This is a genomic window from Pseudomonas syringae group sp. 243L2 (genome assembly GCF_032587875.1).
GTDB lineage: Bacteria > Pseudomonadota > Gammaproteobacteria > Pseudomonadales > Pseudomonadaceae > Aquipseudomonas > Aquipseudomonas amygdali.
The window spans coordinates 205,841-227,983 of the sequence record NZ_JAWHPL010000025.1 but is presented as its reverse complement, the minus strand read 5'-3'; the positions used below and the strand labels follow the sequence as shown (position 1 = coordinate 227,983).

Below are 22,143 nucleotides of genomic sequence, written 5' to 3'. Positions count from 1 at the left end.
TCGGCCATACAACCAAAGAAACAGGGTGTGTCAGGGCCGTTTCGCCCCCAACTGCTTCCACATCTTCTGCGTGATTTTGCGGCGGTTGCTGTAGCCTGCCCACGGGTCGGCCTTGAGTTTCTTTAAACGCTGCTCAAGGTTGGTGATGTCCCACTGCGCCGAGGATTTCAGGCCTGCCAGTTCATCCAGAGCAATCGGCACCGAGACCGGCAAACCTGGCCGGGCGCGCACCGAATACGCAGTCACGGTGCTGCCGCCACGGCTGTTGCGCAGGTAATCAATGAAAATTTTCCCTACCCGGTTTTTCGGCCCCATGGTCGCGGTGAAGCGTTCGGGCAACTGACGGCTGACGAATTCGGCGATAGCCTTGGCGAAGGCTTTAACCGTGCCCCAGTCTGCCTGCCGCGCCAATGGCACGATGATGTGCATGCCCTTGCCGCCGCTGGTCTTGAGAAAAGCTTCCAGCCCAAGTTCCTCCAGCACGGCGAGCACCATTTGCGTGGCTTCGATCATGCTGCGCCAGGGCAGCGCCGGGTCGGGATCAAGGTCCAGTACAAAATGATCCGGCGTTTCGATCCTGTCACGCGTAGCGCCCCAGGTGTGCAACTCGATGGCCCCCATTTGCGCGGCACCGACCAGCGCCTGCAATGAATCGATCTCCATCAGCGCGGCATGCCCGGGGTCCAGAGCACGATCCAGCTGTTTGATGTGTGGAATCGCAAGATGCTCGGCGTGCTTCTGGAAGAACTGCTCGCCGTCGATGCCTTCCGGGCAACGCAACAATGCCACAGGACGCTTGTTCAGATACGGCAGAATCCATTCGGCAATAGACGCGTAGAACTGCGCAAGCTCGACCTTGCTGGTGCCGGTCTTGCTGTCGATCACCCGATCCGGATGGCTGATGCCCGTGCCCGCCACGTCCACTTTGCCTTTGCCGGCAGCGGTTTTCTTGCCTGAACGCGGCGCTGCCGATGTCGATTGCGTTCGGGTCTGGCTGGCAACCCTGGCGGGCTGAGCGTCTTCGCGCACCACTTCACTGGCAGGCTTGTCACTGCGCAACCCAACAAATGCGGCTTGTCGCACAATGCCTTCGCGGGTCCACTGGGCGAATTCCGCCTCACAGACCAGCTGCGGCTCTACCCACTGCACGCCACGGGCCTGAGCCGAGGTCAGTTTTTTCGCCAGGGGCGAATCCTTGCGCTGCAGCGGTTTCAGTTGTTGATAAAGCTGTTCAAGCGTCACCTCACTGAAGCCGGTGCCCACCCGCCCGGCATAGACCAGCCCTTCATCGCCTTCATTGACCGCCAGCAACAAGGCCCCGAATGCGGAGCGGCTGCCTTGTGGGGCGGTGTAGCCGACGATCACCAGTTCCTGACGCAACCGGCATTTGAGTTTGATCCAGTCGGCATTGCGCTTGCCGATATAAACACTACCGGCCCGCTTGCCGATCACCCCTTCCAGGCCCATTGCCGCAGCGCTTGCCACAATATCCTGATGCCCGGCCTGAAACGCATCCGAATAACGCAGCAGGCGACTGCGCTGGGCGTCAAGCACTTGTTTCAAGGCGTCGCGGCGCTGTTCAAGGGGCACTTCACGCAGATCCTCCGCACTCAGGAACGGCATATCGAACAGGTAATACAGGATGTTTTTGCTGTTCCCTGCGTCAAAGGCATTCTGCAACCCCTGAAAGTCGGGCAACCCTTGCTCGTCGAGAACCACTACTTCGCCGTCGAACCAACTGTTTTGCAATTTCAGGCCCTTGAGCGCCTTGACCAGCTCGGGCAGCCGTTCGGTCCAGTCGTGGCCGTTACGGGTGAACAGGCGCACTTCGTCGCCCTGAATGCGGGTCAGAATGCGATAGCCATCGAACTTGATCTCATACAGCCAGTCACCCGCTGGCGGTGCATCTACCAACGTGGCCAGTTGCGGCGAAAGGGTTTCCGGGAAAACCGTTTTCGACTTCTTTTGCGCGGGCTTGCGCGCAGGCTTCGCTGCACCGGCTTTGGCTTTTTCGTTTGCGGCGCTGGCTTTTGGCTTCGCTGGCGCTGCACGCCCTGCCCCTACGTGCGCGCCGCTGATCACGCTCTGCGGTTGCTCCAGAGTGATGTCATATTCGGCAGCAGGCCGTGCAATGGCGTCCTTTTCTTTGATCAGCAGCCATTGCTCCTTGCTACCACTGCCAGTGAGCCGCGTGCGCACCAGCGCCCAGTCGCCGCTGAGCTTCTCGCCGACCAGGGTAAATTTGAGTTTGCCTTCCTCATAGGTTTTTTGCGGATCACCGTGCGGCTGCCAGACGCCACGGTCCCAGACAATCACATCACCGCCGCCGTACTGCCCTTTCGGGATGCTGCCCTCAAAATCGGCATAGTCCAGCGGATGGTCTTCAACATGCACCGCCAGACGTTTTTGCTTGGGGTCCAGGCTCGGGCCTTTGGGCACCGCCCAGCTCTTGAGCGTTCCCTCCAGCTCCAGTCGAAAGTCGTAGTGCAGGTTGCGTGCGTCATGCTTCTGAATCACGAAACCCAGCGCCTTGGCCTTGGACGAAGACTTGCCTTTGCGCGTGCTTTCGGCAGGCTCGGAGGTGATGGCGAAATTGCGCTTGCGCGTGTATTCACTGGCGGGCTTGGCCATGTCCGGTGTCTCCGTCTGGCTCAAGAGGCTTTGCTGGTTTTCTTGCGGGCTGCGGGCCGCTTGGGCTTGGCCGCGGCCTTGTCAGCAGGTTTTTCTTTTGCTGCGGGCTTGCTCGCTTTGCCTTTACTGGCACCCCCCTTGCCCGCCAGGCTGCGTCGCAGCAAGTCGGTGAGGTCAATGACGTCGGCACTTTTGCGCTCTTCCTCGGCCGGATCCGTCTCGACATCCTCGATCTCGCCTTCGTCTGCCTTGGTTTTGACCAGGTGCATGATCTTTTCCTGAAAAGTGTCGCGGTACTGCTCAGGCTGCCAGTCGGCGCTCATGTCCTTGACCAGACGCTTGGCCATGTCGCGTTCGCTCTTGTTCAACTGTACGTCCGTCACTGCGTCGCTCAGTTCCAGCGTGTCCAGCTCACGCACGTCGGCAGGCCAGCGCAGGATCACCATGACCAGCGCCGACTCCAGCGGCATGACCGCCGCCAGGTGTTCGCGGGTATGCAGCACGACATTGGCCAGCGCCACCTTTTTGGTGTCGACAAGGGTTTCGCGCAGCAGCGCATAGACTTTTTCGCCGCGTTTATCCGGGGTCAGAAAATAAGGCGTGTCGATGTTTTGCAAAGGAATCTGCTGGCTGTCGACAAAGGCGAATATGTCGATGGTCTGCGTCGATTTGGGGTGCGCGGAGCGAATTTCCTCTTCGCTGAGTACGACATAACGATCCTTTTCGTACTCCACGCCCTTGACGATATTTTCGCTGGTGACCTCCTTGCCGGTGACCTTGTTGATTCGCTTGTAGCCAACCGGGTCCATGCTGCGCTTGTCGAGCCAGTCAAAGTCGACACTGGTCGACGTTGTCGCCGACACCAATGCGACCGGTATATGCACCAGCCCGAAGCTGATTGCGCCCTTCCAGATTGCCCTTGCCATGGTCTGACTCCTGTTGATCCTGAAAAAGTGACTGGACCGGTCGAACAAAAGTTTCGACAGCCTGACGAGTGCCGGAAAATCCGCGCAGGCGCAGCCCGTTTTTCATCTTGGCAATCTGACTGTCAACGTTTTGGCTTTTGGTGCGAACTGTATTAACGGGATGCTTACAGCCGTCAAAGCCTTGTAGTAGAGGGGTTCGCGCAAAGAGAATCAGGATTTTTCAAGTCACATATGCGTTTAAGATCTAAAAATATGGTTTAACGTTCTTTTGCGGAATAAATAAGACGTTCTATAAATGGCCCCACCCCGAACGCTGTTGGCGAACTGTCTGCGAATCAACAGTTGGTCCCGTCAGCTTTCACTCAGCTGATCACTCCCAAGGATTTGTCATGAACGTTTTCTGGTTTCTTCCGACTCACGGCGACGGCCATTATCTGGGCACGACAAAGGGCGCACGTCCCGTCACCCTCAATTACCTGAAACAGGTGGCGCAGGCCGCCGATGACTTGGGCTATTACGGGGTATTGATTCCGACCGGTCGCTCTTGCGAAGACTCGTGGGTCATCGCCTCGGCACTGGTGCCATTGACCGAGCGTCTGAAGTACCTGGTGGCGATCCGTCCGGGAATCATCTCCCCTACCGTCTCGGCACGCATGGCGGCCACGCTGGATCGTTTATCCGGCGGCCGACTGCTGATCAACGTGGTGACTGGTGGCGACCCGGACGAGAACCGTGGCGACGGCAGCTTCCTCGATCACAGCGAACGCTATGAAGTCACCGACGAATTCCTGAAGATCTGGCGTCGCGTATTACAGGGCGAAGCAGTCGACTTCGAAGGCAAGCACCTGCGCGTGCAGAATGCCAAAGCGCTGTATCCACCGATTCAAAAGCCCTATCCGCCGCTGTACTTTGGTGGCTCTTCCGATGCCGCGCATGACCTTGCGGCCGATCAGGTGGACGTTTACCTGACCTGGGGCGAACCTCCGGCAGCTGTGGCCCAAAAGCTGGCCGATGTGCGTGAACGGGCAGCCCGCAAAGGTCGTACCGTGAAGTTCGGCATTCGCTTGCACGTCATCGTGCGCGAAACCAGTGAAGAAGCCTGGAAAGCCGCCAGCACATTGATCGAACACATCAGCGACGAAACCATCGCTGCGGCCCAGAAATCTTTCTCGCGCTTTGATTCCGAAGGTCAACGCCGTATGGCTGCGCTGCATGACGGACGCCGCGACAACCTGGAAATCGCGCCTAACCTGTGGGCGGGCGTGGGTCTGGTTCGTGGCGGTGCTGGCACGGCACTGGTCGGCAACCCGCAGGAAGTCGCGGCACGCATCAAGGAATACGCAGACCTGGGCATCGAGAGCTTCATTTTCTCGGGCTACCCGCACCTGGAAGAAGCGTACCGCTTTGCCGAACTGGTCTTCCCGCTGCTGCCTGAGCCTTACGCCAGCCTCGCCGGGCGCGGCATCACCAATTTGACGGGCCCGTTCGGCGAAATGATCGCCAACGATCTGCCCCCGCAGGCCAAGTGATGTCAGGGCAACTGCTGACCTTACCGCACTCGCCTGCGCTGGCGACCTCGATCAGAGCCACTGCGCAGGTATTCGAGGACCCCAAATCCAAGGATCTGCTCGCTCACGTACGCCAGGTGGCGCCCAGCGATGCCAGCGTACTGATCATTGGTGAAACCGGCACTGGCAAGGAACTGGTGGCACGGCACGTCCACGAACTGAGTGCCCGTCGCGACAAACCGTTCGTGGCGGTCAACTGCGGAGCATTCTCCGAGAACCTGATCGAGGCCGAGTTGTTCGGCCACGAGAAAGGCGCCTTCACCGGCGCGATCAGCGCGAAGGCGGGCTGGTTCGAAGAGGCCAATGGCGGCACGCTGTTTCTCGATGAAATCGGCGACCTGCCCATGACTCTCCAGGTCAAGCTGCTGCGCGTACTTCAAGAACGTGAAGTGGTCCGCCTGGGCTCGCGCAAGAGCGTGCCTATTGACGTGCGGGTGCTCGCAGCCACCAACGTACAACTGGAAAAAGCCATCAATGCCGGGCATTTTCGCGAGGACCTTTACTACCGCCTGGACGTGGTCAATCTGGAATTGAGCCCGCTGCGCGACCGGCCCGGCGATATCCTGCCGCTGGCCCGGCATTTCATAGAGGTCTACAGCCAGCGTCTGCGCCATGGCCCGGTGCGCATCAGCGCCGAAGCCGAGCACAAGCTCAAGACCTACAGCTGGCCAGGCAATATTCGCGAGCTGGAAAACGTTATTCATCACACCTTGCTGGTCTGCCGCGAAGGAGTCATTCAGCGTGACGACCTGCGCCTGTCGAACCTGAGGATCGAGCGTCAGGACGAGCAGAATCCGGCTGACGAGTCAGCCGAACAGTTGCTCAATCGGGCGTTCCAAAAGCTGTTTGAAGAACAGGCAGGTGCCTTGCACGAGAAGGTCGAAGACACGTTGCTGAGGACCGCGTATCGCTACTGCCATCACAACCAGGTACACACCGCCAGCCTGCTGGGCCTGACCCGCAACGTGACGCGCACTCGTCTGATCAAGATCGGTGAGCTAGCGGTCAACAAACGCAGGCCGGGTGAAAATATACAGGGCGACCGGATGCTGCATTTGTCGGTGTGAAGATCCAGACCGATGACGCGGAGCGTCATGAACGGCATTCCCACGCTGGAGCGTGAGGAACGAGCGCTGTCCGCAGGAACGCTATCGTGCCCATGCTCCGCGTGGGTATGCCTTTCTGGACGCTCTGCGTCCTCTCCTGATCACGCGGCGCCTCACGACAAACGCATCGCCAGAGCCTTGGCCTGAATCGCCACGTCGGTCACTGCTGTGCTTTCCCACCACATGCCGCGCAGTGGCGGGCCCATGGCGAACAGGCGTGACGAGCAGTGACCTTGCGCGTCGAGCACCGCGCCATCGGCGTCGGCAGCAATGCCCAGCGCAAGCGGTCCGGGCTGAATCAAACCTCGCAGCAGCAATTGCCGAGGCAACGGGCGATCCACGCGTCGCCAGTCGTACTCGATGCCGGTGGAGTTGATCAAGGCATCGCCAACGATCTGCGTCGGTTCGCTATCACCGCGCCGACGCACGCTGATCTGCACCTGGCCTGACGGCAGGCTCGCAACAGCCTGCAACGAAGCGGCGTCAATGCTCAGCCGACCTTGCCTGATCAGTTGCGCCAGCAGTGCGGCGCTGGGTGGCGGCGAGCGATGGTGATGACTCTCCCACCATGGCCGTACATGACGGACAAACTGGCGGCGCTGCCTGTCACTGGCCTGATTCCACAGCCTGCCGACGTTGGCGCGCACGGTGTCCAGCGGGGCCTGCCAGTCAATGCCGCTTTCGATGGCCAGCTCGCACTGCTCGCGCACCTTGCGTACCAGTTGGCGAGTGCTGCGGATACTCGGGTCCTGCGCCAGGAAATCAGACCATTCCGGGGGCTGGCGCCGCACATGGGGCAGCAGGCCATGCCGGGAATAGATCTGAATCGGCCCGCGGTGCCCGGCCTTTTCCAGTGAGACCAGCGCATCGACCATGGTCAGCCCCGAGCCAATGATCAACACCCTGGACTGTGCATCGAGCTGTTGCATTGCCTGTACATTCCAAGGGTCCAGCGCTGCCGCGTTCAGTGCGTTCGACTCACGCTGCGGTGTGCGTGAAGCGGCGTACATACCGGTCGCCAGCACGGCCCGACTGCCACGCAATAGACGACCGTCGGCCAGCGTCACGCTCACGCCGTGTTCATCGATCTGTACATCGACCGCTTCGCCGGGCACATGCGTTGCCGTCGAGCCAAACACCTCGCCAGCGCCACGGGCTTCACGCAATCGCTGCTGGACATAAAGCCCGAACACACCGCGCGGCGGGAACAGCTCGGCGACCGGGACCTTCTGCGCGGCCGCTTCAGGCCAGCCGCCCTCGGCCAGATAGGCCGTCAGCCAGCGCGTGAGGTCGTCCGGGTCATCGGGGTCGACGCTCATGCGCGCCGCATTGCCATTGAGCGTATGGCCCGGCTCTGTTGCGCTGTAGGCCTCGCCCCGGCCAAGCTCGCTGCGGGTTTCGATGATCAGGATCCGGCGCTGGCCAGGCCTGCGTAGCAACTGCGCCGCCAGCATGGTGCCGCTCAGACCGCCGCCGATGATCAGAATGTCAGCTGTCTGGTTAGGGTCTTCACTCATCGAACAGCGCCTCGGTCAGTTGCGATAAAAGAACAGGAAGGTCAGAGCACGACGTTACGCACAAAGCGCAAGGGCACGTCAGCCTCATTGCAATAGCGGTGCGGCTGATTGCTGGGGAACATGAAAAACTCGCCTGGACCGATCTGTTGCACGGCCGCAGGATCGGAGAGGCGCAGAGTCAGATACCCTTCTACGATATACACCTGCTCACTCCAGCCGTCCGGATCGGCTTCCGAGACATAGGCATCGCCGGGCTCCAGGCAGAACTCCCACAGCTCGACTTCCCGGCGGGCAATCGCTCGGGCCAGCAGCACGGCCTTGCTGCCAGAAATCGTACCCGCCCAGGCCAGTTCGTTGATACGGCTGTAATCACGATTTTCGGGGGCCTGGATCAGATCGCTGAACGCCACCTCCAATGCTTCTGCTACCCGGTCCAGCGTCGCCAGACTGACGTTTTTCTCTCCCGCCTCGATAGCGACCAGCATGCGGCGGCTGACCCCGGACTTTTCTGCCAGGGCGGTCTGGCTGAGGTCAGCGCAGTTGCGCAAACGCCGTACGTTCTGGCTGACGTGCTGCAACACGGCTGGGCGCGGGGAATTTTCTTTGTGCATGGTGGTGCTCACATCAAACCGTTGCGCATTATACTGCCCAATTCGAGACCATTTTCAGGGTGCTCAGCCTCTCATCAGGCGCATCGTCATTTATAGCCGTTCACAGGAATCTGGAGCTGACATGAAGTCTATCAGCCGATTACCCCGCATCAGCAAGGCAGAAGCCGTTCTGATTCTGATTACCATGCTCTGGGGAGGCACTTTTTTACTGGTACAGCATGCGCTGACCGTCAGCGGCCCCATGCTCTTCGTCGGTCTGCGTTTCGCCGCAGCGGCGCTTATCGTAGCGCTGTTTTCAATGAAGGTGCTGCGCGGACTGACCTTTCTTGAACTCAAGGCCGGCGTATTCATCGGCACCGCGATCATGCTTGGTTATGGCTTGCAGACCATTGGACTGCAAACCATCCCAAGCAGCCAGTCCGCCTTCATCACAGCGCTCTACGTACCCTGCGTGCCTTTATTGCAATGGTTGGTGCTTGGCCGTCGACCGGGCCTGATGCCGACACTGGGCATCCTCCTCGCCTTTACCGGGCTGATGCTGGTATCAGGGCCGCAAGGTGCTTCTCTGCAACTCAACTCCGGCGAGATCGTCACGCTGATCAGCGCGGTGGCCATCGCCGCCGAGATCATCATGATCAGCGCCTATGCCGGCAAGGTCGATGTGCGGCGGGTCACCGTGGTGCAGCTGGCAACCGCCTCCGCCCTGGCCTTTCTGATGATCGTGCCGACTCAGGAACGCTTGCCGGATTTCTCCTGGCTGCTGGTGCTTAGCGCGGTGGGACTTGGCGCGATGAGTGCGATTATCCAGATCGCGATGAACTGGGCACAGAAAAGTGTTTCGCCTACACGCGCCACCGTGATTTATGCCGGTGAACCGGTCTGGGCCGGGATTGTCGGAAGACTTGCCGGGGAGCGCTTGCCGGGTATCGCCCTGCTGGGCGCAGCACTGATTGTGGCCGGGGTGATCGTCAGCGAAATGAAGCGGCGTTCTGCCCCCGGTGAACAGAGCCTTGCTGAAGAAGATGGCATGCGCAAAGCCGAGTGAACGGCGGCTATTGTGCGCCGTGAAACACATGTCCCGTGACAACTTTTTGCTGTCTTAAAAACAGCAGACACTTTTTGTAGGAAATTTCGGAAACAGTCCCTTTGGTATCGGGGTGTCTGGCACGTATGATGCTTGACATTCCCCTGCAGATTAGAAGCCTATGTCCCTGATAGTTCTACTGCTTCTGCCTTTCATCGGCAGCTGTCTGGCGGCCTTTTTGCCGCACAACGCGCGTAACGCAGAATCGTTTCTGGCCGGTCTGGTCGCCCTCATCGGCGCTATCCAGATGGCATTGTGGTTCCCGCAGATCGCCGACGGCGGCGTTATTCGCGAAGAGTACTTCTGGCTGCCGAGCCTGGGGATGAACTTCGTTCTGCGTATCGACGGCTTCGCCTGGCTGTTTTCGATGCTGGTGCTGGGCATTGGTGCGCTGGTCTCGCTCTACGCCCGCTACTACATGTCGCCAGATGATCCGGTACCGCGTTTCTTCGCGTTTTTCCTGGCTTTCATGGGCGCCATGCTCGGCCTGGTGATGTCCGGCAATCTGATTCAGATCGTGTTTTTCTGGGAGCTGACCAGCCTGTTCTCGTTCCTGCTGATCGGCTACTGGCACCACCGCGCCGATGCACGGCGCGGCGCTTACATGGCGCTGATGGTCACCGGTGCGGGGGGGCTGGCGCTGCTGGCCGGCATGATGATCCTCGGCCATGTGGCCGGCAGTTACGACCTGGACCGTGTCCTGGCCTCCGGCGACGCGATTCGTGCGCATGCCCTGTACCCGGTGTTACTGACCCTGATTCTGATCGGCGCGCTGACCAAAAGCGCCCAATTTCCCTTCCATTTCTGGCTGCCCCACGCAATGGCCGCCCCTACACCCGTGTCGGCGTATCTGCATTCGGCGACCATGGTCAAGGCCGGGGTGTTTCTCATGGCACGAATGTGGCCTGCGTTGTCCGGCACTGAGCAATGGTTCTGGATCGTCAGCGGCGCAGGTGCCTGCACGCTGATTCTCGGCGCCTACGCGGCCATCTTCCAGAATGATCTGAAGGGCCTGCTGGCGTACTCGACCATCAGTCATCTGGGCCTGATCACGCTGTTGCTGGGCCTCAACAGCCCGCTGGCTGCGGTAGCTGCGGTCTTTCACATTCTCAACCACGCGACCTTCAAGGCCTCGCTGTTCATGGCCGCCGGGATTATCGACCACGAGAGCGGAACGCGAGATATCCGGCGTCTCAGTGGGCTGGTGAAGCTGCTCCCCTACACCGCAACACTGGCGATGGTCGCCAGTGCATCGATGGCAGGCGTGCCGCTGCTCAACGGGTTTCTGTCCAAGGAAATGTTCTTTGCCGAAACCGTGTTCATTTCCGCCACTGCCTGGGTCGAAATTGCCTTGCCAGTGATCGCGACCATCGCCGGGATATTCAGCGTTGCCTATTCGCTGCGCTTCACGGTCGATGTGTTTTTTGGTCCCGCGGCCAAGGACCTGCCGCACTTGCCGCATGAGCCGCCGCGCTGGATGCGTGCGCCGGTAGAACTGCTGGTGCTGACGTGCCTGATCGTGGGGATTTTCCCGGCGCAATCGGTCGCTCCCCTGCTCGCCGCCGCTGCGCGTCCGGTAGTCGGCGGAACATTGCCCGAATACAGCCTGGCGATCTGGCACGGCTGGAATCTGCCGATGGTTATGAGCCTGGTGGCGATGGCTGGCGGTATCATCCTGTATCTATTGCTGCGCAAACCTCTCAAGCACGAGCGCATTACTGCCCCGCCGCTGGTGGGCAGACTCAACGGCAAGCGCTTTTTCGAACGCAGTCAGGTGGTGATGATGCACTGGGCGCGGCGTTTCGAGCGCAAGGTCAGCACTCGTCGCTTGCAGCCGCAACTGTTTCTGCTGGTACTGGCAGCCGTACTGGGCGGCTTCATACCGATGTATTTCAGTGGCCTGACCTGGGGCGACCGGCCGAAGATTCCGGGCTCCGGGGTGTTTGTCACGCTCTGGCTTATCGCAATTGCCTGCGCAATAGGTGCAGCCTGGCAAGGCAAGTATCACCGTCTGGCAGCACTGGTCATGGTCAGCGTCTGCGGCCTGATGACCTGCATCACCTTCGTCTGGTTCTCGGCACCTGATCTGGCGCTGACTCAACTGGTCGTGGAGGTAGTGACGACGGTACTGATCCTGCTCGGTCTGCGCTGGCTGCCGCGACGCAATGAAGACGTCGCCCCATTGAGCGCGCGCCTGCGCGCTCGTACCCGGCGAATACGCGACTTCGGGCTGGCGGTTCTTGTCGGCCTGGGTATGGCGATATTGTCCTACGCCATGCTGACCCGTCAGACACCCAACGCTATTTCGTCCTTTTACCTGAGCCGCGCGCTGCCTCAGGGCGGTGGTACCAACGTGGTCAACGTGATGCTGGTGGATTTCCGCGGCTTCGATACGTTTGGCGAAATCACCGTACTGGCGGCGGTAGCCCTGACAGTGTTTGCCCTGTTGCGACGCTTCCGCCCGCCGAAGGAAAGCATTCTGCTGCCCACACAGCAACGCCTGCTGGCCCGTGACGTGGTGACTGATCTGGTTAACCCGCGCAGTGCCAGCGATACCGCACTCGGCTTCATGATGGTTCCGGCAGCGCTGGTGCGATTGCTGCTGCCGATTGCCTTCATCATTTCGATGTACTTGTTCGTTCGAGGTCATAACCAGCCAGGTGGCGGATTTGTGGCCGGTCTGGTGATGTCGGTGGCGTTCCTTCTGCAATACATGGTGGCAGGTACCCAATGGGTCGAGGCGCAAATGAGCCTGCGCCCGTTACGCTGGATGGGCACAGGCCTGTTGTGCGCGGTTCTGACCGGAGCCGGTTCCATGGTGCTGGGTTATCCGTTCATGACCACCCACACCGCGCACGTCGATTTGCCGGTTCTGGGCGATATTCACATTGCCAGTGCGCTGTTCTTTGATGTCGGCGTGTACGCCGTGGTCGTTGGCTCGACGCTGCTGATCCTCACCGCACTGGCTCACCAGTCGGTGCGCAGCCACCGTCCGACGCAACTGCCCAAACCCGTTGCCAACCCGCAAGGAATCCTCTGATGGAAGAAGTCATTGCAATCGCCATCGGCGTGCTGGCCGCCTCGGGCGTCTGGCTGATCCTGCGGCCACGCACCTTTCAGGTGGTCATGGGGCTGTGCCTGCTGTCCTACGGAGTGAACCTGTTCATTTTCAGCATGGGCAGCCTGTTCATCGGCAGAGAACCGATCATCAAGGACGGCATTCCCCAAGACCTGCTCAATTACACTGATCCACTGCCGCAGGCGCTGGTACTGACCGCCATTGTCATCAGCTTCGCCATGACCGCGCTGTTTCTGGTGGTATTGCTCGCCTCCAGAGGCCTGACCGGCACCGACCATGTAGATGGCCGGGAGCCCAAGGCATGAGCTGGATGAATCAACTGATCATTGCGCCGATCCTGCTGCCGTTACTGACCGCTGGGCTGATGCTCTGGCTGGGCGAAAAGCATCGGCCGCTCAAGGGACGTATCAATCTGTTTTCCAGCATCCTCGGGCTAGGCATTTCCGTGGTGCTGTTTCTCTGGGTGCAGCACAGCGGTAGCAGTGGTTCGATCGGTGTCTACCTGCCAGGCAACTGGGGTGTGCCGTTCGGTATCGTGCTGGTGGTAGATCACCTGTCGGCACTGATGCTGGTGCTGACCGGCATAATCGGTGTCTGCGCCCTGTTGTTCGCGCTGGCGCGCTGGGACCGGGCCGGTGCCAGTTTCCACGCACTGTTCCAGATCCAGCTTATGGGGCTATATGGCGCATTCCTGACCGCCGACCTGTTCAACCTGTTCGTATTCTTTGAAGTGCTGCTGGCAGCGTCATACGGCTTGATGCTGCATGGCTCCGGCCGGGCGCGGGTGTCGACCGGCCTGCATTACATTTCGATCAACCTGCTGGCTTCGTCGCTGTTCCTGATCGGCGCTGCGCTGATCTACGGCGTAACCGGCACGCTTAACTTCGCCGATCTGGCGATCAAGATCCCGCAAGTGGCAGAGTCCGATCTGGGCCTGCTGCATGCAGGCGCTGCCATTCTGGCCACGGCATTTCTGGCCAAGGCAGGTATGTGGCCGCTGAACTTCTGGCTGGTCCCGGCCTATTCGGCAGCCAGCGCGCCGGTAGCGGCCATGTTTGCGATCATGACCAAAGTGGGCGTTTACACCCTGCTACGCCTGTGGACACTGCTGTTTTCCGGTCAGGCCGGGGCCTCGGCATTCTTCGGCGGCGACTGGTTGATCTACGGCGGCATGGCGACGATTTTCACCGCTGCTATTGCAATCATCGCTGCCCAGCGCCTGGAGCGCCTCGCCAGCCTGAGCATACTGGTATCAGCGGGCATTCTGCTGTCAGCGGTCGGTTTTGCCCAGCCGAGCCTGACTTCGGGTGCGCTGTTCTACATGGTCAGCTCGACGCTGGCGCTGAGCGCAATGTTCCTGCTGGGCGAATTGGTCGAGCGTTCCCGCTCGGCCAACGAGATCCCTCTGGAGTACGACGTGGATCAACTGCCCCGCACCCTTGAGTCGCTGCATCCGCCACCCGGCACCAACCTGGACGACGAGCAGAAAGTCGTAGTCGGTCAGGTCATACCCATGACCATGGCATTTCTGGGCCTGAGCTTTATCGCCTGTGCGTTGCTGATTATCGGCATGCCACCGCTATCGGGGTTCATCGGCAAACTCACGCTGCTCAGCGCGTTGATGAACCCGCTGGGGCTGGACGTCGCGCAGGACGAAGCGCTCTCGACCCCGGCATGGATGCTGATCGGCCTGCTGATCTTCTCCGGGCTGGCGTCGCTGATCGCTTTTTCCAGGCTTGGCACACAGCGCTTCTGGACACCACACGAGCGCCCTTCGCCGTTGCTGCGACGCAATGAATGCTTGCCGATCATCTTCCTGCTGGGCCTCTGCGTTGCGCTGACGTTCAAGGCCGAGCCCTTGTTGCGCTATACCCAGGACACCGCCGCCGCGCTGCATGAGCCCAAGCAGTATGTGCAGTCGGTCCTTGCCACACGTCCGATACCCGGCCCTACCAGCCAGGAAATCAGTTCGGAGGGGCAGCCATGAAGCGCCTGTTTCCGGCTCCTCTGCTTTCTCTGGCACTGTGGCTGTTGTGGCTGGTGCTGAACCTGTCGATCAGCCCCGGCCACCTGCTACTGGGTGCGGTGCTGGGCTTGCTCGCGCCCTTGCTGATGGCACCGCTGCGCCCGCTGCCGGTGCGCATCCGCAAACCTGGCACAATCCTGAAGTTTCTGTGCCTGGTCGGGTGGGATGTGGTGGTGTCCAATCTTCAGGTCGGTTTGAGCGTATGGCGGCTCGAAAGTCGTCCGCCACGCTCGGCTTTCGTGCGTATCCCGCTGGACCTGCACGATGCCCATGGCCTCGCCGCGCTGGCGATGGTCACCACGGTCGTACCCGGAACGGTATGGTCGGAACTGGCGCTGGATCGCAGTGTGCTGCTGATGCATGTTTTTGATCTGGAGGATGAAGCGCAATTCATCGAACACTTCAAGACCACCTATGAGCGACCGTTGATGGAGATCTTTCAATGAGTGCATTGCTCGACAACGCGATCCTGATCAGCCTGCTGATCTTCGCCCTGGCGATGGTGATCACCCTGCTGCGCCTGCTCAAGGGTCCGTCAGCCCAGGACCGGGTGCTGGCGCTGGACTACCTGTACATCATTGCCATGCTGATGATGCTGGTGCTCGGCATCCGTTACGCCAGTGACACGTACTTCGAAGCCGCCATGCTGATTGCCCTGTTCGGCTTTGTCGGCTCCTTCGCTCTGGCCAAATTCCTGCTGCGCGGAGAAGTGATCGAATGACCGGACTGCCGAACACCGTGCCCTTCTGGGCTGAGATACTGACCGCCGGGCTGCTGATCGCCAGCAGTCTGTTTGCCTTGACCGGTGCCCTCGGGCTACTGCGCCTCAAGGACTTCTTCCAGCGCATGCACCCGCCAGCCCTCGCGTCGACGCTGGGCGCCTGGTGCGTTGCGCTGGCGTCGATCATCTATTTCTCTGCACTGAAGGCAGAGCCGGTGATTCACGCCTGGCTGATTCCGGTGCTGCTGGCAATCACCGTGCCTGTGACCACGCTGCTGCTGGCACGTACGGCGCTGTTCCGCAAGCGCATGGCCGGTGACGATGTGCCCGCAGAAGTCAGTAGCGGCACTGGCAATGGAGAATCGGCAGGCGGCTGAATCTTCAGCCTGGCCAGCGTTACTCGCTGGCCTTGAAGGTCAGCTCGCCCTTGCGCCATTTGGCGGCCTTGCCGACTGCGCCTTTGAGAACCTTGCTCATACCGGTCTGCAGCTGCTCTTTTGCGGCAAACACCATGACCACAGCCTGACCTTCCTTGAACACAATGCCGTGGCCTTCAGGGATATCGACGAATGCATATTCGCCCAATCCATACACAGTCATTTTGATTTCACGGAATTTCAATTCGAGCTTGCCGCCTTCACGGCTTGGCAATACCGACGCGCGGAAATGATCGCCCACCTTGAGCTCCAGGCGCGGCTTGTCGTCGACGACCAGAGCGGTTTCGGTGTCGATTTCAGCGATATAAATACCTTCGGCTGACTGCTCGGTGATGTAGACAAAACGGGACTGAAACTGCTTGACCAACTGTGCGCGGAGATCGCCGAGCACGAACAAGGCATGGGTATCCAGATTACTTACAGCCAAAGTACAAACCCTCAAACATAAAAATGAGGCTGCCTGATGTCAGGGCAGTCAAGAAAGTGGTTAATCCATAGACCGCGTCAAGCGACCGGATTTTTTCCGGCACGCTGCACGCGGAAGCGCTGAAAGCGCCACCGCAAACCTTGTGCAGGCGGGTGGCGGATTCTACCGGCTCATGGCAGCTACGGGATATATACCTTTTGTACACTGCAGTGTCGCAAAAGCGCTGGAGCCCTGAAACCGGCGGCCAGCTTGACCAGGACTTAAAGGCTGGACGGGTTCCAGCCAAGCGATCAATGTGCATTCGGCGATACTGGAAACATATCACTTGTAGGCAGAGCACAAAAGGCCATCTTCTCATAAGGCCAAATGCATCGAACTCTTGCGTGCGTCGGCCACTCCCATAAGAACTGATGAAGACGGGGATATCCCCCGGCGAGGAGATGACATGGAACAGACTACAACGACCATCAACGACCTGTTCGCCCAATTGGCACTGGATTCGGACGATGAGAGCATCGAAGCGTTCATCGCCAGCCATCCCCTGCCTGACGACGTGAAGCTGATTGATGCCGACTTCTGGACGCCGCGGCAGGCTGACTTTCTCAAGGAGCAGCTGCATGAGGATGCCGAATGGGCGATGGTGGTCGACGAACTGAATGTGCGCCTTCACAAAAAGCCCGAGTGAACCACTCGGGCGTTGATTCCTATTGCGGATAACCGGGCTGGCCGACATTGGGGTGCAATGTCCTGCCACCCGGTTGCGGGGCATGCACAAAAACAGCGTCGCTAAAGGTGCCCATTCTGCCGACCACTGCGTTCCAGTGCGCAGACTGATGGATATAGCGCCAGCGCAATAGCTGCTCTTCATGACTGTCCAGTAAGTAAGGCCCGCCTCGCGCATAATCGATCAGGCGGGCTGAAATGCCTTCGAGCTCGGGAGGAAGCTGAAATTCAGGGCTGTTCGGCACCGGGTCGAAAGGTACCCCCTCATCACAGGCCAGTGCATGCATGACCTGTAACGACACCCTCGACAAGTGACCAAAGACCTGGCGGTTCATACCCACTGCAGCAACGATCGTTTTCATGCCACTCAGGTTTTTTCTGCACGGGTAACATTTGCTTTCGCAGGTCTGAACCCTCAGAAATGCCTGTCTGTCCAGCGGGTCGATCCAGTCATCCCGGCTCATGGCACTTAACAGGGCCTGGGCGTTCTTCCAGCAAGGCGCCGCCTCACATGGGCTGTCACGGTTGACCAGGCTGCTTTGCGGACGCGTGAGCAACACGCTTTCTTCCATCTGAGGAGGATAACCACCGCCGATATCGGAATGGGCACCGGGTAAAACGATTTCTTTCGGCCATTCCGGCAGGACGCTGTTAAGCGCGAAGTTGCGCCGTGATTCATCACGAGCAACCAGATGCAGCACCTGCTGGGCACAACCCGGCGGCAGGTACAGATTGACCCTCCTGTTGCTCGCGTACCGGGTATTGCCCATATCCCTGAAACTGCCGATGGCGGCGACAGTGTCGAACAGGCCGATAACCTTGAGCTGTACACTGCCGTTGCGCCAGCTGAAATGCTCACTCAGCCTGACTTTGCGGCTTTGAAGTATCGGCTCAAGCATTCCTGCCCGCTGTTTCAGGATTTCGTTGGCCAGGTGCCTGGCCGACGCAGCCCCTCGACTGAAGCCGAATACGTCCAGTTCAAGCGCTTCCAGTACACAATCCGGGTTGTCGTGTGGAAATGCCTTCAATACCGTTTCAAGCTTTCTGAATGCATTTTCCACTTTGCATATCACACCAGTGGTGCCACGGCCGAAACTCTGTCCCGGCCATACCGAATCACGCCCGCCGGAGGTAGTACCCGCACCGCTTACATAGATCGGGTAGTACACCTTCAAGCCTGCACTGTCATTTTCGGCAACACGTTGCAGCCGATAAAGATCAACCAGCCTGGCTATATTACTCAGATCATTACTATAACTACTGCCAGGATGAACATGACGACCCGCACACTCTTTAATGTGCTGACCATCGTTCATTTCAATCAATGCCTGACAGTCAGCCCCGATCTGGCTGTTGACGCGATTATTTCCCGTGCCGTCGAAGAAAATTCCGATCCGTGCGGTAACACGCCGCGTTACCACATCCGAGATTGCTGCTGTTTGTTCGACACTCCATTTATCGTTCATATCTTTTCCATCCCTAGAGGCAGGCCAAGAAAAGGCCGCACTTAAATCAAAACGTAAATAACGTTGATTTAAACAGCTTGCTTAAAGACGGTGATCAGTCAAGTCATGCAGCGTGTATTCAGAGTATTCCTACAACTTCTGTCGTCAGGTATTTATTATTTATAAACAAACACCTACACGTTTGTGCAAACGGGTTTCAGAACCCGCAATTTCACCAAACAGAAAAACCAACCGGGCAGGTTATTTAATACTTGATCTAACCTGAGCCGCCTGTTTTAAAGAATCAGCGGCTTTGCGGTTTGTACCCAAGGCGCAGACCACCCCAATGTCGCCCGTTGACCACAATAGGCACAGACAGGTCGTGCATCAGTTCGCCGGTGTCCCGCGTGTAGGTTTGCAACAGAACAGGCTGTTGATGGCTGCCGCAGCGAATGCCGGTACGATCATCAAACTTGCGCTTGCTTCGATTACGCGCATTGTCCACCGTCGCATCGCCGGTCAAAGGCTGACTGAAAGCGTTGTTGTGCGTCGGCACATACCCTTGCTGCGTGCAGGCAATAGCGAATACCAGACCTTCATGGCGCGAAAGCAACGGTTCTTGCAATGCCGGCAATACTTGATCGGTGTAACGATCAAAACGCGTGGTAAAGCGGGTGGGTGAGGTATTGGGGACGGGTTTGTAGTTGCGATCAAACAAGTCATCCAGGCTGACGCGCCCCTGCACAATGTCAGCCTCGAATTTTTCCGCGATCAGCCGCGCACCTTCGCGGGCCAGGTCGTAAATACGCTGGTGATAGTCATCCAGACCGACCTGAGCCAGCCGCTGGCTGATGGTCTCGGCCTGCCCCTCCATCTGTACTGCGGCTTTGGCCAGTTGCCGGGTTTGTTCATCGCTGACGGCAAGATCACTGCGCATGTGCTCGACGGCATCGAACAGGCTGGCCAACTGGTCCTGGTTGCTCCTCGCGCCTTGAGCAATTTCGCTGACCTGGCTTTCCACCTCGATCGCAAGCCGGGCGATATTGCCCAGATGCTGTCCGGTCAGCTCGACCTGCTCGACCCCCGCATCGAGATCAGAAGACAGCTCGCGAATCTGCTCCACCACCTGTGCGGTGCGTTGCTGGATATCGGCCACCATCTGCCCGACTTCCCCGGTAGCACTGGCAGTACGGCCCGCAAGCCCGCGTACTTCGTCAGCGACCACCGCAAAACCGCGCCCGTGCTCACCTGCCCGGGCAGCTTCGATGGCCGCATTGAGCGCCAGCAGGTTGGTCTGGCTGGCGATAGATTGAATGACCAGCGTCACACGCTGGATTTCTTCACTGCGCTGGCTCAACGCCTCGATCAACTCACGACTGCCGACAGCACGCTTGCTCAAGAGGTGCATGCGCTCGATAGACTCATTCAGAACGCCGCTTCCTGATTCGCTGCGCTGGCGCGCCTCACTGGCTGCAACCAATGCCTGTTGACTCAACTGGGCAGTCTGCTGCTCGGTCGCAATCATCTGTTCGGCGCTGTTGACTATCTGTCCGGCAGCACCCAGCTGCGACTGCACCTTGCCCGCCAGTTGCCCGACAGAAAATGCCACCTGAGCGGCCGACAGTGCGTTGTGGCTAGTGGTGCGCGACAGGTCGCGGGTCAGCAGCGCGATATCACTGTCACTTGCCTCGACTTGCAGGCCAGGCTGCCTTCTGCGCAACAAAAGCGGCAGCCAGGCGACCAGCAGCGCTGCGGGAATGACGATATAAAGAGACAAACCGATAACGCTCATTGCGGCGAAGAGCAGGCACAACACGACACTTTGCACCGCTGGCACCCACCACTTCGACGCAGCGCCGCGAGCATCGGCCAGTGGTAATCCGGCTGCCATGGATAGGTTCTCGGCCATGCTGCGTCACCCCATCTGTATTTATCATTATTACGTTTATTAAACGCTAGATAACGGCCTTATGCCATGCCCCGTTGGTCGTAGCGAGCAATACGTTTTGGACAAATTCCGGGCACAACAAAACCGGGAGGCAATCGCTTGCCTCCCGGTTCGGTCACTCAGCTGCTGCCTGCGTATCAGGCCTGGCGCTGGTGCTTGTCGATCTGCTCGTGGCGCTCTTGCGCCTCGATGCAATATTTGGTGGTCGGGCTGATCAGCAGACGCTTCAGGCCGATTGGCTCACCGCTGTCATCGCACCAGCCGAAGGTATCGTCGGCAATACGCGAGAGGGCCATTTCCAACTGGGGCAGCATGCGCTGGTCGCGGTCGATCACATTGACCAGCCAGTGACGCTCCTCTTCAACCGAAGCGGCGTCTGCAGGATCGGCAGGCGTGTCCAGGCTCTCGATCGCAATACGGCTCTGCTCGATTCGCTCGTGGATCTCGACCTTCATGCCCTGCAACAGCTCGACGAAGAAAGCGTGCTGCTCGGCGTTCATGTAGTCATCGGCCGGCATGGCCAGCAACTTTTCCTTTGTCATTTATTTCTCTATAAAAAAACGTGCATTGAGGAGCGGCTTGACGTTGCCGTGCAAACCAATAATCTCCAAGCGCCACCTGGCACTCAATTTACGAGGGGCGGCAGTCTAAGGCCGGCTAGCGGGCTCGGCAACACAATTGAAGGATTTTTGTACAACAATTGCCGTAAAACCCTTGAAATGCGGGCGAAAGACCCGGCCAGCATGCTGCTTGATGAGGCTCTGACCTGCTGACAGCTAATCGGTTCCTGCAACATTCAACGCACAAAAGGGCCTGAAAAGGCCCTTTGATGCAGATTATTGAATATCAGCGCTTGGTCTTGCGCTTGTTGCGATATTGATCGATTACCACCGCCACTACAATGATCAGGCCTTTGATAATGTCCTGAACATAAGCGTCTACGCCGACAAAGGTGAAACCACTGGCCATTACGCCGAGAATCAGCGCACCGATCACAGTGCCGGTGATTCGCCCTACTCCACCGGACAGGCTGGTGCCGCCGATGACTGCGGCAGCGATAGCGTCCAGTTCATAGGACATGCCCATTCCGGCCTGCCCGGTTGCGGCACGTGCCGAGGCAACCACCCCTGCCAGCCCGGCCAGCAGCCCGGCGATGCTATAGACGATAACCAGGTGGCGCTTGACGTTGATCCCGGAAGTACGCGCAGCCTGCATGTTGCCGCCGATGGCGTAGGTGTATTTGCCGTACTTGGTGTAACGCAGGGCAATGTGGAAGATCACCGCCACCACCAGAAAGATGATCACCGGCATCGCGCCCTGTCCGATAGCCGTGTAGGAGTCAGAGAGCATGCTCACCGGCTGACCTTCGGTGTAGAAGCGCGCCAGGCCACGCGCGGAGACCATCATGCCCAGCGTGGCAATGAATGGCGGAATACCGGTTATGGCAATGATGCTGCCGTTGATGGCACCCGCCAGCAGCCCGACTCCGAGCCCGACCACGATCGGAATCCACACGGGCAGGTCGGTCAAGGAAGGAAATACCGCCCGGGAAAAGTCCGAGGTTTGCGCTAGGCTCGCGGCAATCATTGCTGACAGTGCCAGCACCGAACCGGACGACAGGTCGATGCCTGTGGTAATGATCACCTGAGTCACGCCGATGGCCAGCAAGCCGATGATCGACACCTGAAGGATCATCAGTACCAGACGCTGGGAGTTGAGCAGAAAGCTCTGATCACGGACGATCCAGCCAAACAGCTCAAAGATCAGACCGATACCGATCAGCACCAGAAAAATACTCAGCTCGGTTGGCAGCCGCCGTTTGTTCCTGGTCGGTGCCAAGGCTGGTTTGTTTTGCGAAATCGCGTTGCTCATGTTCGTTCCCCTTTTGTTCTTC

The 22,143-nt window shown here is 59.0% G+C and carries 19 protein-coding genes; 10 read left to right on the top strand and 9 right to left on the bottom strand.

Going from position 1 to position 22,143, the window contains the following annotated elements:
* Window positions 1-30: 30 nt before the first annotated feature.
* Together ligD and RYB66_RS19470 are read right to left on the bottom strand one after the other, a co-directional pair.
* The gene (gene ligD / locus RYB66_RS19475) at window positions 31-2,631 is read right to left on the bottom strand and encodes a DNA ligase D (RefSeq protein ID WP_316895167.1); all 2,601 of its coding nucleotides are present in this window, start codon (window positions 2,629-2,631) and stop codon (window positions 31-33) included.
* Between the two features lie 20 nt (window positions 2,632-2,651).
* Window positions 2,652-3,557 carry a Ku protein gene (locus tag RYB66_RS19470; protein WP_005744432.1) on the bottom strand — a complete coding sequence of 302 codons (906 nt, stop codon included), beginning with the start codon at window positions 3,555-3,557 and terminating at the stop codon, window positions 2,652-2,654.
* A 389-nt stretch (window positions 3,558-3,946) separates the two neighbouring features.
* On the opposite strand from RYB66_RS19470, the gene ssuD reads away from it, so the two are divergent.
* A complete protein-coding gene (gene ssuD / locus RYB66_RS19465; RefSeq protein ID WP_002554062.1) occupies window positions 3,947-5,086 on the top strand; it encodes an FMNH2-dependent alkanesulfonate monooxygenase in 1,140 nt (379 codons plus the stop codon).
* Window positions 5,086-6,192 (top strand): sigma-54 interaction domain-containing protein, encoded by a 1,107-nt coding sequence (locus RYB66_RS19460; protein WP_005744433.1) that lies wholly within the window; start codon window positions 5,086-5,088, stop codon window positions 6,190-6,192. Before ssuD ends, RYB66_RS19460 begins: the two co-directional genes overlap by 1 nt.
* Window positions 6,193-6,344: 152 nt before the next feature.
* Here the strand turns inward: RYB66_RS19460 and RYB66_RS19455 are convergent, their stop codons facing one another.
* Entirely contained in the window at window positions 6,345-7,748 is a 1,404-nt protein-coding gene (locus RYB66_RS19455) for an FAD/NAD(P)-binding protein (RefSeq protein WP_316895164.1), read from the bottom strand.
* A 41-nt stretch (window positions 7,749-7,789) separates the two neighbouring features.
* Entirely contained in the window at window positions 7,790-8,359 is a 570-nt protein-coding gene (locus RYB66_RS19450; protein ID WP_004665725.1) for a helix-turn-helix domain-containing protein, read from the bottom strand.
* 121 nt (window positions 8,360-8,480) lie between these two features.
* On the opposite strand from RYB66_RS19450, the gene RYB66_RS19445 reads away from it, so the two are divergent.
* From RYB66_RS19445 to RYB66_RS19415, 7 genes are all read left to right on the top strand, one after another.
* On the top strand, window positions 8,481-9,404 hold the full coding sequence (locus RYB66_RS19445) for a DMT family transporter (protein WP_005744435.1): 924 nt from the start codon (window positions 8,481-8,483) through the stop codon (window positions 9,402-9,404).
* Between the two features lie 160 nt (window positions 9,405-9,564).
* On the top strand, window positions 9,565-12,483 hold the full coding sequence (locus RYB66_RS19440; RefSeq protein WP_005780667.1) for a monovalent cation/H+ antiporter subunit A: 2,919 nt from the start codon (window positions 9,565-9,567) through the stop codon (window positions 12,481-12,483).
* Window positions 12,483-12,827 carry a Na+/H+ antiporter subunit C gene (locus RYB66_RS19435; RefSeq protein WP_002554068.1) on the top strand — a complete coding sequence of 115 codons (345 nt, stop codon included), beginning with the start codon at window positions 12,483-12,485 and terminating at the stop codon, window positions 12,825-12,827. The genes RYB66_RS19440 and RYB66_RS19435 overlap by 1 nt, the downstream gene beginning before the upstream one ends.
* Window positions 12,824-14,509 carry a monovalent cation/H+ antiporter subunit D gene (locus tag RYB66_RS19430; protein WP_016982131.1) on the top strand — a complete coding sequence of 562 codons (1,686 nt, stop codon included), beginning with the start codon at window positions 12,824-12,826 and terminating at the stop codon, window positions 14,507-14,509. The genes RYB66_RS19435 and RYB66_RS19430 overlap by 4 nt, the downstream gene beginning before the upstream one ends.
* Window positions 14,506-14,994, top strand: coding sequence for a Na+/H+ antiporter subunit E (locus RYB66_RS19425; protein WP_005732668.1), 489 nt, complete (start codon window positions 14,506-14,508; stop codon window positions 14,992-14,994). Before RYB66_RS19430 ends, RYB66_RS19425 begins: the two co-directional genes overlap by 4 nt.
* The gene (locus RYB66_RS19420; RefSeq protein ID WP_002554071.1) at window positions 14,991-15,269 is read left to right on the top strand and encodes a K+/H+ antiporter subunit F; all 279 of its coding nucleotides are present in this window, start codon (window positions 14,991-14,993) and stop codon (window positions 15,267-15,269) included. The genes RYB66_RS19425 and RYB66_RS19420 overlap by 4 nt, the downstream gene beginning before the upstream one ends.
* On the top strand, window positions 15,266-15,646 hold the full coding sequence (locus RYB66_RS19415) for a Na+/H+ antiporter subunit G (RefSeq protein ID WP_002554072.1): 381 nt from the start codon (window positions 15,266-15,268) through the stop codon (window positions 15,644-15,646). The genes RYB66_RS19420 and RYB66_RS19415 overlap by 4 nt, the downstream gene beginning before the upstream one ends.
* Before the next feature lie 19 nt (window positions 15,647-15,665).
* On the opposite strand, the gene RYB66_RS19410 is transcribed toward RYB66_RS19415, so the two are convergent.
* Window positions 15,666-16,133: a hypothetical protein gene (locus tag RYB66_RS19410; protein WP_002554073.1), complete on the bottom strand. Its 468-nt coding sequence runs from the start codon at window positions 16,131-16,133 to the stop codon at window positions 15,666-15,668.
* 445 nt (window positions 16,134-16,578) lie between these two features.
* Here RYB66_RS19410 and RYB66_RS19405 point away from each other — a divergent pair, with 445 nt between their 5' ends.
* Window positions 16,579-16,818, top strand: coding sequence for a DUF2789 domain-containing protein (locus RYB66_RS19405; RefSeq protein WP_002554074.1), 240 nt, complete (start codon window positions 16,579-16,581; stop codon window positions 16,816-16,818).
* Window positions 16,819-16,837: 19 nt separating this feature from the next.
* Here RYB66_RS19405 and RYB66_RS19400 read toward each other — a convergent pair whose 3' ends face one another.
* The 4 genes from RYB66_RS19400 to RYB66_RS19385 all read right to left on the bottom strand — a co-directional run bounded on the left by RYB66_RS19400 (window position 16,838) and on the right by RYB66_RS19385 (window position 22,121).
* Window positions 16,838-18,322: a T6SS phospholipase effector Tle1-like catalytic domain-containing protein gene (locus RYB66_RS19400; protein ID WP_005744441.1), complete on the bottom strand. Its 1,485-nt coding sequence runs from the start codon at window positions 18,320-18,322 to the stop codon at window positions 16,838-16,840.
* Window positions 18,323-18,605: 283 nt separating this feature from the next.
* Window positions 18,606-19,826: a methyl-accepting chemotaxis protein gene (locus tag RYB66_RS19395; protein ID WP_369812052.1), complete on the bottom strand. Its 1,221-nt coding sequence runs from the start codon at window positions 19,824-19,826 to the stop codon at window positions 18,606-18,608.
* A gap of 560 nt (window positions 19,827-20,386) precedes the next feature.
* Window positions 20,387-20,791, bottom strand: coding sequence for a TraR/DksA family transcriptional regulator (locus RYB66_RS19390; RefSeq protein ID WP_002554078.1), 405 nt, complete (start codon window positions 20,789-20,791; stop codon window positions 20,387-20,389).
* A gap of 304 nt (window positions 20,792-21,095) precedes the next feature.
* A complete protein-coding gene (locus tag RYB66_RS19385) occupies window positions 21,096-22,121 on the bottom strand; it encodes an ABC transporter permease (protein ID WP_002554079.1) in 1,026 nt (341 codons plus the stop codon).
* Window positions 22,122-22,143: the final 22 nt, after the last annotated feature.

Bases quoted from the DNA above. Each gene is read 5' to 3' on its own strand.
- ligD (WP_316895167.1), bottom strand. From the start codon at position 2,631: ATGGCCAAGCCCGCCAGTGAATACACGCGCAAGCGCAATTTCGCCATC.
- RYB66_RS19470 (WP_005744432.1), bottom strand. From the start codon at position 3,557: ATGGCAAGGGCAATCTGGAAGGGCGCAATCAGCTTCGGGCTGGTGCAT.
- ssuD (WP_002554062.1), top strand. From the start codon at position 3,947: ATGAACGTTTTCTGGTTTCTTCCGACTCACGGCGACGGCCATTATCTG.
- RYB66_RS19460 (WP_005744433.1), top strand. From the start codon at position 5,086: ATGTCAGGGCAACTGCTGACCTTACCGCACTCGCCTGCGCTGGCGACC.
- RYB66_RS19455 (WP_316895164.1), bottom strand. From the start codon at position 7,748: ATGAGTGAAGACCCTAACCAGACAGCTGACATTCTGATCATCGGCGGC.
- RYB66_RS19450 (WP_004665725.1), bottom strand. From the start codon at position 8,359: ATGCACAAAGAAAATTCCCCGCGCCCAGCCGTGTTGCAGCACGTCAGC.
- RYB66_RS19445 (WP_005744435.1), top strand. From the start codon at position 8,481: ATGAAGTCTATCAGCCGATTACCCCGCATCAGCAAGGCAGAAGCCGTT.
- RYB66_RS19440 (WP_005780667.1), top strand. From the start codon at position 9,565: ATGTCCCTGATAGTTCTACTGCTTCTGCCTTTCATCGGCAGCTGTCTG.
- RYB66_RS19435 (WP_002554068.1), top strand. From the start codon at position 12,483: ATGGAAGAAGTCATTGCAATCGCCATCGGCGTGCTGGCCGCCTCGGGC.
- RYB66_RS19430 (WP_016982131.1), top strand. From the start codon at position 12,824: ATGAGCTGGATGAATCAACTGATCATTGCGCCGATCCTGCTGCCGTTA.
- RYB66_RS19425 (WP_005732668.1), top strand. From the start codon at position 14,506: ATGAAGCGCCTGTTTCCGGCTCCTCTGCTTTCTCTGGCACTGTGGCTG.
- RYB66_RS19420 (WP_002554071.1), top strand. From the start codon at position 14,991: ATGAGTGCATTGCTCGACAACGCGATCCTGATCAGCCTGCTGATCTTC.
- RYB66_RS19415 (WP_002554072.1), top strand. From the start codon at position 15,266: ATGACCGGACTGCCGAACACCGTGCCCTTCTGGGCTGAGATACTGACC.
- RYB66_RS19405 (WP_002554074.1), top strand. From the start codon at position 16,579: ATGGAACAGACTACAACGACCATCAACGACCTGTTCGCCCAATTGGCA.
- RYB66_RS19400 (WP_005744441.1), bottom strand. From the start codon at position 18,322: ATGAACGATAAATGGAGTGTCGAACAAACAGCAGCAATCTCGGATGTG.
- RYB66_RS19395 (WP_369812052.1), bottom strand. From the start codon at position 19,826: ATGATTGCGACCGAGCAGCAGACTGCCCAGTTGAGTCAACAGGCATTG.
- RYB66_RS19390 (WP_002554078.1), bottom strand. From the start codon at position 20,791: ATGACAAAGGAAAAGTTGCTGGCCATGCCGGCCGATGACTACATGAAC.
- RYB66_RS19385 (WP_002554079.1), bottom strand. From the start codon at position 22,121: ATGAGCAACGCGATTTCGCAAAACAAACCAGCCTTGGCACCGACCAGG.